Here is a 16603-nt window from a genome sequence, read left to right on the forward strand (position 1 = left end):
CCGGTCAGGCCACCAGGCGGTCGTGGACCGCGCGCAGCCCGTCGACCGTCTCCCGGTCGGCCGGCCGCAACGGCGCGCGGACCGGGCCGGACGGAAGACCCAGGTCGCCCAGGAGAGCCTTGGCGGTGACGGCCCCGGGCAGGCCCGACGCCATCATGGCCTCCACCAGCTCGGTGGCCTCCCGCTGCCGCCGGGCGGCTGAGGCGGTGTCCCCGGCGTCGAAGGCGTCCAGGACGGCCCGGAGCCGGTCCGGGACCACGTTCGCGACCGTGCTGACATAGCCCGCCGCACCGACCGCGTACAGCGCGAGGTTGTGCTCGTCGCAGCCCGCGTAATACGCCAGCCCGGTGCGCGCGAGCACCTTCTGGACGCCGAGGAAATCGTAGGAGCAGTCCTTCACCGCGACGATCCGGGGGTGCTCGGCGAGCCGGAGCATCGTGTCCGGCTCGATCCGGGTGCCGGTGCGCCCCGGGATGTCGTACAGCATCACCGGCAGTGCGGACGCGTCCGCGACCTCCCGGAAGTGGGCTTCGACGGCGTCCTGCGGGGGCCTGCTGTAGTAGGGGGTGACCACGAGGACCCCGTCCGCCCCCGCCTTCTCGGCGGCCCGCGCGAGTTCGACGGTGTGGCGGGTGTCGGAGGTGCCCACCCCCGTCACGATCGACGCCCGGTCGCCGACCGCCTCCCGTACCGCCGCCACCAGCTCCGCCTTCTCGGCGTCCGACGTCGTCGGCGACTCGCCCGTGGTGCCCGAGAGGACCAGTCCGTCGCAGCCCGCGGACACCAGCCGGTCGGCCAGCCGCTGCGCGCCGTCGCGATCGAGCGATCCGGAGCCGGTGAAGGGCGTGACCATCGCGCAGAGGGCCCGGCCGAAGACGGCCGCGCGGGACGGGAGGGGCGTCGGAGCGCCGGGTGAGGAGGCTGAGGCTGTCGTCATGGCAGCAGTCTCCGGCCCACGACAGTGAAGCTCTACTTAATTCTCCTACGAGATATGTGTAAGGGTTGCTGCGATGTGGACGGTCAGCCCTCGCCGCCGGGTGCTCTCCGGTGCTCTCGGGCGCTCCCCGGTGCTTCTCCCGTGCTCCCGACCGCCCCCGCGCGGCCGTCCGCCGCATGGGTAGTGCGCACCCGCCGGGGTACCCGAATGTCTCCGGAAACCGAGAGGAGGCGGAGCACCGTGACCGGCACCACGGACGTCCGGCCCGTCCAGGACGGGCATCACACGGTCGGCGAACTCGTCGGCCAGGCCACCGAACAGCTCTCCCAACTCGTACGACAGGAACTGGCCCTGGCCAAGGAGGAGTTCGCCGAGAAGGGGCGGCGCGCCGGCCGCGGCGGCGGTCTCCTCGGCGCCGCGGGAGCGTTCGGCTACGCCGGTCTCCTCGCCCTCGCCGGCACGGCCGTGGCCGCCCTTTCGCTGGTGCTGCCCGTCTGGGCGGCGGCGCTCGTCGTGACGGCGGTGCTGTTCGTGATCGCCGCCGTGCTGGGCGCGGCCGGCCGTGCCCAGCTGCGCCGGGCGGCTCCGCCGACCCCCGAGCAGACGCTCGGCAGCGTCAGGGCCGACGTCGAGGAGATCAAGGAAAGGGCACACCGATGACGGACGGGACGGCGGCCGACCTGCGTCGGCAGATCGAGCAGACCCGGCATCAACTGGGTGAGACGGTAGAGGAGTTGGCGGCCAAGGCCGATGTGCGCGGACGCGCTCGGGCCCGTGCCGCCGACCTCAGGGACCGCGCGGGCGCGATGACCGTGCAGCTGCGCAGCTCGGCCGCCGAGGCCGGGCGTCATGTGCAGGAACGCGCGAATCGCGCCGGTCACGCGGTCCAGGGGCGGGCGAGCCGGGCCGGGCACACCGTCCAGGAGACGGCCGTGCGGGCCGGGCACACCGCCCAGGACCGGGCGGTGCAGGCCCGCCACGACCTCCGGGGGAAGGCGTCGGACGTGGGGCGCACCGCCGAGGGCTCGGCCCCTGCCGCGCTGCGCGCGCCCGTGGGGTTCGCGCGGCGGCATCCGTGGCCGGTGGTGATCGCGGGCGCCGCGGCGGTGGCCCTCGTGGTGGCCGGGGCGAGGGGCAGGAGCAGCGCGAAGCGCTGGAAGCGCTGACGCGGCCCGCCGTCCGCCGTCGCCGTCGGCCCGCGGGGCGTCGTAAGGCGCCCCTCCGCGGGGCGCGCGCCGGCATCGACGCCCGGCGCGCACGGCAGGCGTACCGGCGCATGGAGTGAGGCCCGGCGCCCGCGACCAGCGGGCGCCGGGCCTCCTTTCCGCTCTCTCGCCGAAAACTTGGATCGTCTGGACCGACCGGACGTGGGGGGTTACGGCTCGAAGCGCAGCACCTGCGGGTCGTGGTCGCTGACCTGGTCGTGGAACTCCGAGTTGATGTGCACGCTGTCGTACGCGAAGTCGCAGCTCCGGCGGATCGACGGACTCACCAGGATCTGGTCCAGGACCTGCTGGTTGCCCTGGTAGTCGTAGGTGTAACGCTCGCTCTTCGGCAGCGACTTGATCGCCGACCACAGCTCGCCGCCGCCCTCGAGGATCTTCGCGGTGTCGGAGAACTCGAAGTCGTTCATGTCGCCGAGGGCGACGACGTCCGCGTTCTTCTGGACGTCCAGGATGCTCTTGACGAACGCGTTGACCAGCGTGGCCTGGGCGTGACGCTGGATCTCCGAGCTGCGCACCACCGGCTGGTACTGCGACGTCAGACCCTGGTCGCCGCCCTTGGAGTTGAGGTGGTTGGCGATCACGAAGACCGTCCTGCCGCGGAAGACGAACTCGCCCGCGAGCGGCTTGCGGCTGGACTTCCAGGCGGTGTCGCCCGGCGCGACGCGACCGGGGGACGCCGTCAGCTGCGCCTTGCCGTGCACCTTGGCCACGCCCACCGCGGTGGTGGAGTCGCCGCCCGCGCGGTCCGTGAAGGACACCCGCTCCGGGTTGAAGAGGAACACCTGGCGGATGTTGCCGCCCGGCTCGCCGCCGTCCTGGTCGTTGACCGGGTCGATGGAGCGCCAGTCGTACGTCGGGCCGCCGGCCGCGACGATCGCGTCGATCAGCTTGTTCACCGTCGCGCCGGCGGTGACCGTGCCGTCGTCCTTGGCGCCGTTGTCGTCCTGGATCTCCTCCAGGGACACGATGTCGGGTGACTGCAGGTTGTTCACGATCGCGGCGGCGTGCGCCTCGAACGTGGTGTCGGAGGGGTCGAGGTTCTCGACGTTGTACGTCGCGACCGCGAGCTCGCCCCGCTTCTGCTTGTGCGTCGTCTCCCGCTGCAGGCCGCCGCTCTTCAGCGTGCCGAGCCGGCCGGCGACGAGCGTGTAGCCGCCGAACTGGTTGTAGTCCAGGGGGCCCTCGGTGACGCCGGCGAGGGTGTCGCCGACGTTCGCGACGGGGAAGTCGGCGGTCGCGCCCAACGACTGGATCTGCAGCCGGCCGGTGTTCTGCGACGTGTAGGAGCCGTAGAGCGCGCCACCGCGGCGGGTGGCGTTCTCGCGCGGCTTCACCGTGACCCACAGCTCGCTGTACGGGTCGGTGGCGGTCACCACGCGAGCGTCGGCGACCTGCACGTTCATGCCCTCGAGGGACTCGTAGTAGTCCAGGGCGTACGTGCCGGGCTGCAGCGGCAGACCGTTGACGGAGCCGCCGGCGGCGGCGTCCCCGGCCGGGGCGTACGCGGCCGGGACCGACCTCGCGTCGACGACGGTCGCGGCCGGGACCGCGTTGCCGCCGGACACGACCGTCACCGTGGGCTTGGTGATCTCCGTGACCGACTGGTTGCCGCTCGACGCGCCGCCGGGCACGTATTCCGAGACGGTGCCGGTGACCGTGACGGAGTCGCCGACGGCGACCTTCGGGGCGGAGCTGGTGAAGACGAAGACGCCCTCACTGGTGGCGGGGTCGGCGTCCGGGTTCGGATCCTGGATCCAGAACCCCTTGGACGAGCCGTAGGTGCGCACGCCGGTGACGATTCCGGCCACACCCGTGACCGCCTTGCCGGCGTAGGGCGATATCCGGGTCGTGCCCTGGATGTCGTGAATGGCCACCGTGTCCGCCTGTGCGGGTGCGCCGAGGGCGACGGTGGAGGCCGCGGAACAGACGGCGGCGACGGTGAGCGCGGCGAGACGCGCGGACTTCTTGCTCGGCAACGGAATCCCTCCGGGGACGTACGTGAGCGCCGGGACGAGGGTGGAGCACGGAACGGGGGGCCGCGACCGGCGAGGCCGTGCGCGACGCGCGTAGAAACACAGTGAACACCTGTCCAGTGGATTTCTACGCGCGTCAATCTCCTGCCTGCTCAGGCCAGTTGTCAAGGTTTCAGCCATGTACGCGGGCCGACGGGGAGATGAACCGGGCGGCATGGGCCCATATCCGTCTAGGCTGAGTGGCCCAGTGGCCCCTGCGGCCGGCGGCACCACGCGCCCTAGGAGAACCAGCCGATGTCAGACAGCTCCCCCCTGCCGCCGGTGCGGCTGCACCCCGAAGCGGAGCTGGCGCGCGACGCCCTGTCCACGCCCCTGCTCTCCCGGGCCGCCCTGCTCGCCCGCTGGGCCGGTCCCGGCACCCGCGTCGACGCCGGGGGCGCACTCGTCGAGGAGCAGCTCGCGGCGGCCGCCGAGGCGCTCGGCCTGACCGGGGAGGACGCCGCCGCCTACGCGAGCGAGGCCTGGCGGATCGCCGTGGACGCCGGGCTCGTCGAGGTCGTCGACGAGGAGGCCGGCACGGTCACGGCCGGCGAGGACCTGGCCCTGCTCACCGGCGGCGCCCCGCACGACGTCCTCGCCGTCTGGCTCGCCGCCCTGGAGACCGTGCTCGCCGAGGCGGCCGTCCCCGACCTCGACGAGCTGATGGAGGCGATGGACGAGGGCGGCCAGGTCGACTTCTCCCGGCTCGACTGGAACCCCGAGGCCGAGGCCGAGTTCCTCGACGGCGTGCTCGGCAACCTCTATCTGCTCACCGCCAGCGAGGACGGCCCCGGCGACGGAACCGTCCCGCTCCCCGCGCTCGCCGCCTCCATGATCATCCCCGGTGACATGGACGAGCCCACCAACGACGTCCTGGAGCAGGTCTCCGACGCGATGATGCGCCTCGACGACCAGTTCCGTCTGCTGGAGCCCATCGGCATCGTCGCCTACCGGCCCGTCGACGAGGCCCTGATGACGGACGCCGACGAGGAGCCCACCGCCCCCCTCGACGAAACCGACGTCTCCCGCTACGGCATGGTCCGCCTCACCCCGCTCGGCGTGTACGGACTGCGGGCCCGCCTGCAGGAGGCCGGATTCGACGCCCCGGCCGTCGGCGACCTCGCCGACAAGGGGGCCGACGCCCTCCTCGACGGCAGCGCGGCCTACGGCTCGCGCGCCGCGCTCGCCGAGACCGAGCACTGGCTCACCCGTCGCGAACCCCTCGCCGCCGCACGGGAGTTGCTGGCCGCCGCCCGCGGCTCCGACCCCGGCGCCCCGCTGCGCCGGCTGCGCTGCCAGCAGGCCCTGTCGCTCGTCGGCGGGCAGGCCGAACCCGCCGTGCGCGAGGTGCTCGACGACCCCGAACTCGGCGGTCTCGCCCGTGTCTGGCTGAGCGAACTCGGCGCGACCGACGTGCCCGCGCCCTCCGAGGAACTCGTCTTCTGGCTCACCGTCGACACCCTGGCCGCCCAGCTCGCCGCCGAGGGCAACTCCGAGGAGCTCCAGGCCCTCGTCGAAGGCCTGGCCCAGCAGCACGGCGGCTTCTTCGCGGCCGCCTGGCGCGTCGACCACCCGGCCACCGCGGACGTCCTGGAGGCGATGGGACGCCTGCACCCCGACAAGCGCATCGCCAAGGAAGCCCGCAAGGCCGCCTTCAAGGCGCGCTCGCAGCACGGCGGATAAGCGCCCGTCTTGGGGGCCTGCTGACGAGATCCGTACGGATTCATGGAAGCAGGTCCCCCGAAGCCGCCCACCGTTCAACTCCCGTTCAGGCATGGGCGGGACGGTGTCGCCGACCGGAGTCCGCCACCCTCCACGGCTCTTCCACCGTCTCAGGAGACACCATGTCGCTCACCCGCAGGGACTTCACCAGGCAATCCGCGGTCACCGGCGCCGGGATCGCGCTGGCGGGCAGCGTCGGCGCCCTCGCCAGCGCGCCGAACGCCCTCGCCGGCACGGACGCCGAGGACACCGCGGACGCCTCGGGCGAGCAGGCGGCCGCCGGACACCACGGGGTCGGCTACGGACCGCTGCTGCCCGACCCGGCCGGCCTCCTCGCGCTGCCCGCGGGCTTCACGTACCGCGTCGTCACCTACAGCGGCCGGACCACGCTGGAGTCCGGCGAGATCACCCCGTCCAACCACGACGGCACCGCCGCCTTCTGCGGCCCGCGCGGCGCGACCCTGCTCGTCAACAACCATGAGCTCAAGGGCCCGCGCGCCGGCTGGCAGTACCCGGTGCCCCTCACCGAGGGCCATGTCTACGACCCGGCCGCCGCCGGCGGCTGCACGGTCGTCGAGGTGCGCCCCGGCGGCCATGTCGCCGAGTGGGTCGGCATCGCCGGAACCTCCACCAACTGCGCGGGCGGAGCCACCCCGTGGGGCACCTGGCTCTCCGGCGAGGAGACCGAGGACAAGGCCGGCCAGAACGGCATGACCAAGGACCACGGCTACATCTTCGAGGTCGACCCCGCCGACCGCCGCGCCAACCGCGACCCGAGGCCCGTCAAGGCGTTCGGCCGGTACGCCCACGAGGCCGTCGTCATCGACCCCAAGCAAGGCCACGCCTACCTCACCGAGGACGCCTCGGGCCCCAACGGCCTGCTCTACCGCTGGACCCCGCCGGCCGGCTTCCGCCACGGCCGGGGCAAGCTGCGCACCCTCGCCGCCGACGCCGGCGTCCTGCAGGCCTTCAAGTGCTTCGACTCCGGCGGCCAGTTCGTCGACGACCTCTCCCGCGCCACGAAGATCGGCACCGTGTACGGCGTCGACTGGGTCGACGTCCCCGACCGCGACGCGAAGTCGGTGTCCGTGCGCAAGCAGTTCGCCGCCGGCCAGGTCACCCGCGCCCGCAAGCTGGAGGGCATGTGGTGGGGCGACGGCGGCACGTACGTCGTCTCCTCCTACGCCCGTGACGAGAGCCCCGTCCAGCACGACGGCGCCGTCTGGTTCTACGACCCGGGGCGCCGCACGCTGACCCTGAAGGTACTGCTCGGGGTGAACCCCGACCCGTCGGCCGACGGCGCCTTCGACGGCCCCGACAACATCACCGTCTCCCCCTACGGCGGCCTCGTCATCGCCGAGGACGGCGAGGGCGTCCAGCACCTCTTCGGCGCCACCGACAGCGGCCGCACCTACCCCATCGCCCGCAACGAGCTCAACATCGGCACCGCGGACAAGCCCGAATACAGCGAGTTCACCGGCGTCACCTTCTCGCCCGACGGCCACACCCTGTACGCCAACATCCAGACACCCGGAATCATGTTGGCCATCACCGGCCCCTGGAAGCGGCACAAGCGGTAAGCGACGACCGGGGATTAATTCGCTCGCCCCGTCCGCGGCCGCCCTCCTAAAGTGATGCCTGTCCAGGTGCGAAGGCAGGACCTACTTCCACTGATAATGGGGCGGCCGCGGGTTCGAATCCCGCCATCGGCACGACATGCCGGTGTAGCTCAGGGGCAGAGCACCTTGTCGGTTCCGCCGGCCTCGATCTCTGGACACCACAACTTCACAGCACCTTCCGGTGCGCGGGCTGCGGCTCCTTCTTTCCACAGAAATCCATGCCGCCGCCCACTTGATCTCGGGAGGCGCAGCATGAGGTGGGTGCCCGGTGCGCAGGCAACGGTTACTTCATTGGATCGGAGGGTCGCGGGTTCGAGTCCCGTCATCGACTTCAGGTCGGTGTAGCTCAGTCGGTAGAGCATCTGGCTAAGTCCGTCGCCGATCCCTGATCTCGGGCACCCTCCCTTTGTTGCGCCTCCCCGAAAAGCGAGTCGTCGAACGACGGACTCGATATCTCATGAATTCGGGGGAATTCACCATGGTGCGATTCAACGTCCGTGCCCGCAGGGCGCAGCCCGCCTCGCCCGTGACGACCACGGGCCGGGCGCTGCGCACCCACCAGGGCGGCCGGGGGCACGAGAGGGACGCCCGCTCCGAGCTCTTCCTGCTGGCGGTGGCGAACTTCGTCTCCCAGCAGACCTTCTACGAGACCGGCGCCGCCCGCGACGACCGCTTCGCCGCGCTGGTGCGCGAGCTCGCCGTCAGCGACCCGGTCTGGACGGCCGGCCTGCTGGGCTGGCTGCGCGGCGAGGGCAACCTCCGCACGGCCGCGATCGTCGGCGCCGCCGAGTACGTCCACGCGCGTCTGGCGGCGGGCGCCACCGACGGTCCCTCCAACCGGCAGGTCGTGGACAGCGTCCTGCAGCGGCCCGACGAGCCCGGCGAGCTGCTCGGGTACTGGACGGCGACGTACGGCAGCACCCTCCCCAAGCCCGTCAAGCGGGGCGTCGCCGACGCGGTGCGCCGGCTCTACAGCGCCCGCTCGCTGCTGAAGTACGACACCGCCGCCAAGGGGTACCGCTTCGGCGACATCCTCAACCTGGTGCACGCCTCGCCGGACCCGGCCAAGCCGTGGCAGGGCGACCTGTTCCGGTACGCCCTCGACCGCCGGCACCACCCCGAGACGGCCGAGCCGCCCCGGTCGCTGCCCGCGCTCGTGGCGCACCGCGATCTGATGGCGCTGCCGCCCGCCGAGCGGCGCGAGGTCGTGACCGGAGCGGACGGCGCGCGGCGCCTGGCCGAGGCGGGCATGACCTGGGAGGCGCTGGCGGGCTGGCTCCAGGGGCCGATGGACAAGGCCGCCTGGGAGGCGGTCGTCCCGTCCATGGGATCCATGGCGCTGGTCCGCAACCTGCGCAACTTCGACCAGGCCGGCGTCGGCGACGAGGTCGCCGCGCAGGTGGCGGCGAAGATCAGCGACCCGGCGGAGGTCGCGCGCTCGCGGCAGTTCCCGTTCCGGTACCTCGCCGCGTACCAGCACGCGCCCTCGCTGCGCTGGGCCTACCCGCTGGAGCAGGCGCTCGGTCACTCGCTGGCCAACGTGCCCGCCCTGCCGGGGCGGACGCTGGTGCTCGTCGACCGCTCGGGCTCGATGTTCTACGCGCGGTTGTCGGACCGGTCCGACCTCAACCGCGCCGACGCCGCGGCGATCTTCGGGACGGCGCTCGCACTGCGGGCGGCGGACGCGGACCTCGTCGAGTTCGGTACCACAAGCAACGCGATCAAGTTCCGTAAGGGGGAGTCTGTGCTGAAGATTCTGGAGCGTTTCGGTGACCTCGGCGGTACCGACACCACCGAGGCCGTGCGCCGGCACTACCGCGCGCACGACCGCGTGCTGATCGTCACCGACGAGCAGTTCGCCCCGAGCCGCCACGGCGGCCCGACCGAGCAGGTCCCGGCGCACGTGCCGGTCTACACGTGGAACCTGGCCGGGCACCGTGCGGGGCACGGCCCGTCCGGCACGGCGAACCGGCACACCTTCGGCGGTCTGTCGGACGCGGCGTTCCGGATGGTGCCGCTGCTGGAGGCGGCCGACGACACGAAGTGGCCGTGGGTGGCCTGAGAGCGGGCCGCGACCGGCCGAGCCGTGACACCTGGCAGCGGCCGATGAGCCGGTCGTCCCGCTCGTGTCGCGCCGGCAGGCCGAGGCCGTCGGCCAGGACCCTGGTCTCCAGGATTCCGGTCTCCAGGGCTCTGCTCTCCGGGACCCTGCTCTCTGGGCCCCTGCTCTCCGGGAGCCGGTAGCGGGCCGTCATGCCGAGGGGGCCGGGAGTCGTGGTGGTCCGCGACTCCCGGCCTCCCCACGTGTTCCCGGCGCTGTTCCGACCGTCCGCCGGTGGATGAGAAGGTGAGGATGCGGGCAGCGCGACCGGCCCCGGTCGTGGACCCGCGGCCGCTGGCGCGGCGAGCGGGGACGGTCTCCGTGGCGGTCGCCACCGGTGCGCAGCGACACGGTTCGCGAGGAGTGACTGGATGACGCGGGTCAGACCCATGCGCGCGGACGCTCGCCGCAACTACGAGCGCCTGCTCAAGGCGGCCGCGGAAGCCTTCGCCGAGCACGGCGAGGGCGCGTCCCTCGACGACGTCGCCAAGCGGGCGGGCGTCGGCTCCGGCACGCTGTACCGGCACTTCCCGACCCGGCAGGCGCTGCTGGAGGCGGCCTACCTCGACCGGATCGAGGCGCTCGCGGCGCGGGCCGACGCGCTCGCCGCGGAGCTGTCGCCCGGCGAGGCGCTGACGGCATGGCTCGACGAGCTGTGCGTCGGCACGATCCAGGTCCGCGGTATGAAGGCGCTGCTGGGCTCGGCGGTCACGGACGGCGGCGCGGCCGCGGTCACCGTCTGCGGCACGCGTGTGAAGGCGGCGGCGACCCGGCTGGTGGAGGCGGCGCAGCGCGAGGGCGCCCTGCGGCTGGACGTCGATCCGATGGACGTGCTGCGGCTCGCCCACGGCGTGGCGACGGCGTCGGAGCTGGCCAACGGTGACGGCGGGGTCATCCGCCGGTATGTGTCGCTGCTGACCGAGGGGCTGCGGCCGGTGCGGTGACCGCGACGGGCGCCCCCCGTGACGGCGGGCGCCCGTGGCCGAGCGGAGGGGGAGGGAGAGAGGGAGCGGGACGGCGCGGGGCCGCGTGCAGGCGGCTACAGGGTCTCGGCGCCCGGCTTCACCATGTTGCGCACCGTGCGCGCCTTCACGAACGTGCCGATCGCGGTCATCTCCCATTCGCCGGAGTACTGGCGGATCATCTTGGCCATCAGCACGCCCGTCTGCGGCTCGGCGCCGGTCAGGTCGAAGCGCACCAGCTCCTCCCCGGTGGCGGCGTCCAGCAGCCGGCAGTACGCCTTGGCGACCTCGGTGAACTTCTGGCCGGAGAAGGAGTTCACGGTGAAGACCAGACCGGTCACCTCCTGCGGGAGCCGGCCGAGGTCGACGACGATCACCTCGTCGTCCCCGCCGCCCTCGCCGGTGAGGTTGTCGCCGGAGTGCTTGATCGCGCCGTTCACGATGGAGAGCTTGCCGAAGTAGCAGCTGTCGATGTGGTTGCGCTGGGGACCGAAGGCGATGACCGAGGCGTCCAGGTCGATGTCCTTGCCGCGGAACGCGGGCTCCCAGCCGAGCCCCATCTTGACCTGGGAGAGCAGCGGGCGGCCGCCCTTCATCAGGGAGACGGTCTGGTTCTTCTGCAGGCTGACCCGGCCCTTGTCCAGGTTGATCTTCCCGGCGCCCGGCGCGGCGGCCGGCGGGGCCGGGGGAGCGGCGGGCGGCGCGGCGGGCGGCGCGGGCGTGGTCAGCCGCGGGTCGGCGGGCGGGGCCGACAGGGCCACCGGGGTCTGGATCGTCGGCTGCGGCGGGGCGACGGGCTGCGGCGGGGCGACGGGCGCCGGCTCCTCCACCGTGACGCCGAAGTCGGTGGCGATGCCGGCCAGGCCGTCTGCGTAGCCCTGGCCGACCGCGCGGGCCTTCCAGGCGCCGTTGCGCAGATAGATCTCCACCACCACCAGAGCCGTCTCCGCGCCGAGACCCGGGGGCGTGAAGGTGGCCAGCACGCTGCCGTCGTCCGCGCCCCGGATCGTCGCCGTCGGTTCGACGCCCTGGAACGTCTGCCCCGCGCCGTCCGGGCTCGCCGTGACGACGATCTTCTCGATGCCCGGGGGGACGGCGGCGGTGTCGACCGTGATCGCGTCGGGGGACGTGCCGCCGCCGGAGCGGTAGGTCACGCCCGGTCCGCTCGGCTGGTTGTAGAAGATGAAGTCGTCGTCGGAGCGCACCTTGCCGTCGGCGGTGAGCAGCAGGCCCGAAACGTCGAGCCGCACCGGGGCGGAGACGTCCACCGTCACGCGCGCGACCGGGAGAGGGATGTTCGAGCCGGGGGTCATAGCTGTCATGCCGGGTGAACGAACGAGACCACTTTGCCGTTCCCTTACCCGGGAGGCCCTCAGTACGGCCAGATCGGCGGGTCGCTGACGAAGTGGCCGCCCAGGTAGGCGTGGGCGATGTTCTCCGGGTCCAGCTCGCCCTGCTCGGCGACCAGTTTCTCGGCGTACGGCTCGGAGTCGTCCTGCGGCTCGTAGCCGAGGGCGCGCGCGGTCGACAGGTCCCACCACAGCCGGGTGTTGGCGGAGGAGCCGTAGACGACGGTGTGGCCGACGTTCTCGGCGGTCAGGGCCGCGTGGAGGAGGCGGGCGCCGTCGGCGGGGCTCATCCACACCGACAGCATGCGCACACTGGTCGGCTCGGCGAAGCAGGAGCCGATGCGCACCGAGACGCTCTCCAGGCCGTGCTTGTCCCAGTAGAGCTGGGCGAGGTCCTCGCCGAAGGACTTGGACAGGCCGTAGAACGTGTCGGGGCGGCGTGGGGTGTCGACCGGGATCAGGGGTTCCTCGCCCCGCGGGCGGGGGGTGAAGCCGACGGCGTGGTTGGAGGAGGCGAAGACGACGCGCTGCACGCCCTCGTCGTGGGCGGCCTCGTACAGGTTGTACGTACCCGCGATGTTGGCGGCGAGGATCTTCTCGAAGGGGGCTTCCAGGGAGATGCCCGCGAGGTGGATGATCGCGTCGACGCCCCGTACGGCCTCCCGGACCGCCGCCTTGTCGGCCAGGTCGGCGACGATCGCCTCCGGTGCGCCCTCGACCGGGCGCAGGTCGAACAGGCGCAGCTCGTAGCCGTAGGCCGGCAGCAGGTCCCGCATCAGGGTGCCGAGGCCGCCGGCGGCGCCGGTGAGCAGGACGGTGCGCGGAGCGGGCATCCTCGGGTCTCCTTGGATCACTTGAGCGGGCGGACGCATGCATGGCCGAAGTTCACATTCATGGACACGCTAAGGAGCGGCGGCGGTACCCGTCAAGTGTGCGACAGGAGTGCCAAAACTGCTGGTGTCTCGGGGGTTGGTCGGCTTGACCGGGCCAGATCGGGCACCTTAGCGTGAGCTTGTTCAGGAATATGGACACCGCTCAAGAATATGGACCCGGGAGAGCCCGTGACGTCAGCCCCGCTCGCCGCCCGCCTCCGCGTCCCCAGCGGGCCGCTGTTCTTCCCCGTCACCGCCTACGGCCCCGACGGCTCCCTCGACCTCGACGTCTTCCGCGCGCACGTCCGCCGCGGCGTCGAGGCGGGCGCCGCCGCCGTCTTCGCGGCCTGCGGGACCGGGGAGTTCCACGCGCTGGCACCGGAGGAGTTCGAGGCCTGCGTCCGGGCGGCGGTGCAGGAGACCGCCGGGCGGGCGCCGGTCGTCGCGGGCGCCGGTTACGGCACCGCGCTCGCCGTCCGCTACGCGCGGCTGGCCGAGTCGGCCGGGGCGGACGGCCTGCTCGCCATGCCGCCCTACCTCGTCGTCGCCGCTCAGGAGGGCCTGCTGCGGCACTACCGGTCGGTGGCGGCCGCGACCTCCCTGCCCGTGATCGTCTACCAGCGCGACAACGCCGTCTTCACCCCGGAGAGCGTCGTCGAACTCGCCCGGACCGAGGGGATCGTCGGCCTCAAGGACGGCCTCGGCGACCTCGACCTGATGCAGCGGATCATCAGCGCCGTGCGCACCGAGGTCCCCGGCGACTTCCTCTACTTCAACGGCCTGCCGACCGCCGAACAGACCCAGCTCGCCTACCGCGCCCTCGGCGTCACCCTCTACTCCTCGGCCGTGTTCTGCTTCGCCCCCGAGATCGCCCTCGCCTTCCACCGGGCGCTCACCACCGGCGACGACGGCACCGTCCACCGCCTCCTCGACGGCTTCTACCGGCCGTTCGTCGAACTGCGCGCCCAGGGCCGCGGGTACGCCGTCTCGCTCGTCAAGGCCGCGGTCCGGCTGCGCGGGCTCGACGTCGGCGAGGTCCGCCCGCCGCTGCACGAACCGAGCGAGGAACATGTCAAACAGCTCGCCCTGGTGATGGAGCGCGGCTACGCGCTGCTGGAGGAGGACAAGTAGTGAAGGCGTCGACTTTCGTCTACCCCTGGGACGTCACCGGCGACCCCGGCGCGCCGGCCCGGATCGCCTCGCTCGGCGTGGAGCAGGTGACCCTCGCGGCGGCCTACCACTCCACCCGCGCCCTGACCCCGCGCCACCCGCGGCACCGCATCGTCACCGCCGAGCACGCGGCCGTGCTCTACCCGCCGGACGGCCGCTGGGAGGGGCGCGCCCTGCGCCCGTACCCGGCCGGCGACTGGGCCCCCGGCGACGCCTACGGCGAGGCCGCCGAGGCGCTCGCCGCGGCCGGGCTGGAGGTGCACTCCTGGGTGGTCCTCGCGCACAACTCCCGCCTGGGCGCGGAGCATCCGGACACCTCGGTGGTCAACGCCTACGGCGACCGCTACCCCTGGGCGCCCTGCGTCGCGCAGCCCGCCACCCGCGCGTACCTGGCCGACCTGGCCGCCGAGGCCGCCGTGCGACCCGGCGCGGCCGGCGCCGAGCTGGAGTCCCTCGGCTGGTACGGCCTGCAGCACCTGCACGCCCACGACAAGACCGGCGGCGTCGGCCTCGGCGACGCGGGCCAGTACCTGATGGCGCTCTGCTTCTGCCCCGCCTGCCGGGCCGGCTACGGCGCACAGGGGCTGGACGCCGACGCGCTCGCCGCCGCCGTCCGGGAGGCGCTGGAGCCGCTGTGGCGGGGGGCGCCGGACGACCAGGGCTGGACCGGCGTCGAGAAACTCCTCGGGGAGGACATGGCCGCGGCCACGCGCGCGTGGCGCGACGAACGGGCCCGCACCCTCCAGGAGGCGGCCGTGGCCGCCGTCCGGGCGGCCGCGCCCGCGGGCTTCCAGGTCCTGCTGCACGCGGACCCCGTGACGTACCACGTCGGCGCCAACGCGGGCGTCGACCCGGCGCACATCCTGTCCGTCGCGGACGGAGTCGTGGTGCCCTGCGCCGACGGGCCCGGCCTGCTGACGCCCTTCGCCGCACAGGAACGTGAGGGCGCGGTCCTCGCCGCCAACTTCGGCGTCGTCTCCGGCATGGGGGGCAGTCCGGGCACGCTGACCGCCGACATGGCCCGCGCTCGCGAACTCGGCGCCACCGAAGCCCGGCTGTACCACGCGGGACTGGCGTCGGACGCCGACCTGGAGGCGGTCCGCGAGGCACTCGCCTCACGCTGACCGGTCGCGCGGACGCGGCGGCACGCCGGGACCGCAACCGGGGGCGACGCGGCGGGAGTCGGGCGCAGACCGCCGCGCCCGGGGCGCGGGGCCCGGCGCCCCGGGCCTGGCGTGCCGCATGCGGCGGTCTGCGGTGCGGGTCGTCGAGGTCCGATGGTCGAGGTCCGGGCGTCGAGGTCCGATGGTCGAGGTCCGATGGTCGAGGTCCGATGGTCGAGGTCCGGGGCTTCTCACGCCGGGTCGGCGTCGGGCGGGGCCGCGGACGCGGTGCGTGCGGCGCCCTCATCGGCCTGCGCGGGGGCTCGCAGCAGGGGGAGGACCGCCGTCAGCCGGGCCAGGCCCAGCGCGAGCAACAGCGGCTGGTACGGGAGGAGTTCGACCAGGCCCGCACCCATCGCCAGACCGACCGCGTTCGGCGCGTAGAGCAGGGTGCCGGCCGTGGCGGTGACCCGGCCGAGCAGCGCGTCCGGGGTCCGCTGTTGCACGGCGGTCAGCGCGGCGATCAGGGCGCAGGGCAGGCCCGCCCCGATCGCGGCGCCGCACATCAGGGCCACGGGGTCCGAGGGGACGGCCTGGGCGACGACCGCGACGGCCGTGAGGGCGATTCCGCACGCGGCGAACCGGCGCGCGCCCAGTCGCCGCAGCGCCGGCCCCGAGACCAGCCCCACCACGACAGATCCGCCCCCCTGTGCGGCGTAGAGCACGCCCATGTAAGCGGGGGAGTGGCCGAGTCCCTCGACGACGGCGTAGAGCAGCGGCGCGCCGAGACCCGCGAACAGCATCGTCGTGCCGCCCGCCACGACCAGCGGGCGCAGGTCGGGATGCCCCCACAGGAAGCGGGCGCCCCCGGCGGTCTGCGCCCGCCAGTGGCCGGCGACCCGCCGCGGCCGTTCCTCACGGACCCGCATACATCCGTACAGTCCGGCCGCGCACACGAACGTGGCCGCGTCCAGCAGTGCCACGCCGTGGCCGCCGTAGGCCGCGTACACGACCGCGCCGGTGGGCGGGGCCACCAGTTTCATGCCCTCGGTGAGCGTCATGCGCAGCCCGTTATAGTCGCCGAGCAGCTCCGGGGCCACGACGGCGGCGACGAGCGCGGACTCGGCCGCGTCGACCACGACGGAGGCGGCGCCGTACAGGAACAGCACCGCGAACAGCAGCCACAGCCGGTCGGGCGAGTCCACGGCGAGCACGCTGAGCAGCAGGGCCGCCGGGCCCAGGGTGAAGGCGACGAGCAGGGGGCGCCGGCGGGTGCGGTCGGCGAGGGAGCCCAGCAGCGGGGCCAGCAGCGTGGGCGCCCACAGCGCCAGTACGCACAGCGCGGCGAGCCCGTTCGAGCCGGTGAGGTCCTTGACCCACACGCCGGACGCCAGCCAGAGCGCCGAGGTGCCGAAGCCGGACACCGCCGACACGGCCAGGCAGAGCGCCGCGTCGCGGTCCCGCAGGACCCGTACCACGGACCAGTTGTTCGTCATGCCTGGTCATCGTGGGTCTAAGGAGACCCTCGCC

Annotated in this window: 13 protein-coding genes and 1 tRNA gene; 9 read left to right on the forward strand and 5 right to left on the reverse strand. The window is 73.3% G+C overall.

Annotated features, from left to right (window positions below):
• Positions 1-4 precede the first annotated feature (4 nt).
• Positions 5-937, reverse strand: a complete 933-nt coding sequence (dapA, locus tag Sri02f_RS06325; protein ID WP_109000069.1) for a 4-hydroxy-tetrahydrodipicolinate synthase — start codon at positions 935-937, stop codon at positions 5-7.
• Positions 938-1177: 240 nt separating this feature from the next.
• On the opposite strand from dapA, the gene Sri02f_RS06330 reads away from it, so the two are divergent.
• A complete protein-coding gene (locus Sri02f_RS06330; protein ID WP_167467498.1) occupies positions 1178-1597 on the forward strand; it encodes a phage holin family protein in 420 nt (139 codons plus the stop codon).
• A complete protein-coding gene (locus Sri02f_RS06335) occupies positions 1594-2103 on the forward strand; it encodes a DUF3618 domain-containing protein (protein ID WP_109000071.1) in 510 nt (169 codons plus the stop codon). The genes Sri02f_RS06330 and Sri02f_RS06335 overlap by 4 nt, the downstream gene beginning before the upstream one ends.
• 209 nt (positions 2104-2312) lie before the next feature.
• On the opposite strand, the gene Sri02f_RS06340 is transcribed toward Sri02f_RS06335, so the two are convergent.
• Entirely contained in the window at positions 2313-4139 is a 1827-nt protein-coding gene (locus tag Sri02f_RS06340) for a DUF8508 domain-containing protein (RefSeq protein WP_109000072.1), read from the reverse strand.
• A gap of 291 nt (positions 4140-4430) precedes the next feature.
• Here Sri02f_RS06340 and Sri02f_RS06345 point away from each other — a divergent pair, with 291 nt between their 5' ends.
• The 5 genes from Sri02f_RS06345 to Sri02f_RS06360 all read left to right on the forward strand — a co-directional run bounded on the left by Sri02f_RS06345 (position 4431) and on the right by Sri02f_RS06360 (position 10561).
• Entirely contained in the window at positions 4431-5858 is a 1428-nt protein-coding gene (locus tag Sri02f_RS06345; RefSeq protein ID WP_109000073.1) for a hypothetical protein, read from the forward strand.
• A 161-nt stretch (positions 5859-6019) separates the two neighbouring features.
• Entirely contained in the window at positions 6020-7477 is a 1458-nt protein-coding gene (locus tag Sri02f_RS06350) for an alkaline phosphatase PhoX (RefSeq protein WP_109000074.1), read from the forward strand.
• 56 nt (positions 7478-7533) lie between these two features.
• A tRNA-Ile gene (locus tag Sri02f_RS41090) sits at positions 7534-7609 on the forward strand.
• A 385-nt stretch (positions 7610-7994) separates the two neighbouring features.
• The gene (locus Sri02f_RS06355) at positions 7995-9578 is read left to right on the forward strand and encodes a TROVE domain-containing protein (RefSeq protein ID WP_109000075.1); all 1584 of its coding nucleotides are present in this window, start codon (positions 7995-7997) and stop codon (positions 9576-9578) included.
• A 410-nt stretch (positions 9579-9988) separates the two neighbouring features.
• Positions 9989-10561 (forward strand): TetR/AcrR family transcriptional regulator, encoded by a 573-nt coding sequence (locus Sri02f_RS06360; RefSeq protein WP_109000076.1) that lies wholly within the window; start codon positions 9989-9991, stop codon positions 10559-10561.
• A gap of 95 nt (positions 10562-10656) precedes the next feature.
• On the opposite strand, the gene Sri02f_RS06365 is transcribed toward Sri02f_RS06360, so the two are convergent.
• Both Sri02f_RS06365 and Sri02f_RS06370 read right to left on the reverse strand, forming a co-directional pair.
• Positions 10657-11892, reverse strand: coding sequence for a TerD family protein (locus Sri02f_RS06365; protein WP_174855599.1), 1236 nt, complete (start codon positions 11890-11892; stop codon positions 10657-10659).
• Between the two features lie 59 nt (positions 11893-11951).
• On the reverse strand, positions 11952-12761 hold the full coding sequence (locus Sri02f_RS06370; RefSeq protein WP_109000078.1) for an NAD-dependent epimerase/dehydratase family protein: 810 nt from the start codon (positions 12759-12761) through the stop codon (positions 11952-11954).
• Between the two features lie 228 nt (positions 12762-12989).
• Between Sri02f_RS06370 and Sri02f_RS06375 the strand changes: the two genes are divergently transcribed.
• Both Sri02f_RS06375 and Sri02f_RS06380 read left to right on the forward strand, forming a co-directional pair.
• Positions 12990-13931 (forward strand): 5-dehydro-4-deoxyglucarate dehydratase, encoded by a 942-nt coding sequence (locus Sri02f_RS06375; RefSeq protein ID WP_245970465.1) that lies wholly within the window; start codon positions 12990-12992, stop codon positions 13929-13931.
• A complete protein-coding gene (locus Sri02f_RS06380; protein ID WP_109000080.1) occupies positions 13931-15094 on the forward strand; it encodes a hypothetical protein in 1164 nt (387 codons plus the stop codon). Before Sri02f_RS06375 ends, Sri02f_RS06380 begins: the two co-directional genes overlap by 1 nt.
• Positions 15095-15324: 230 nt before the next feature.
• On the opposite strand, the gene Sri02f_RS06385 is transcribed toward Sri02f_RS06380, so the two are convergent.
• Positions 15325-16569 carry an MFS transporter gene (locus Sri02f_RS06385; protein WP_109000081.1) on the reverse strand — a complete coding sequence of 415 codons (1245 nt, stop codon included), beginning with the start codon at positions 16567-16569 and terminating at the stop codon, positions 15325-15327.
• Positions 16570-16603 lie beyond the last annotated feature (34 nt).

Source organism: Streptomyces rishiriensis (assembly GCF_003112535.1).
Classification (GTDB): Bacteria; Actinomycetota; Actinomycetes; order Streptomycetales; family Streptomycetaceae; genus Streptomyces; species Streptomyces rishiriensis.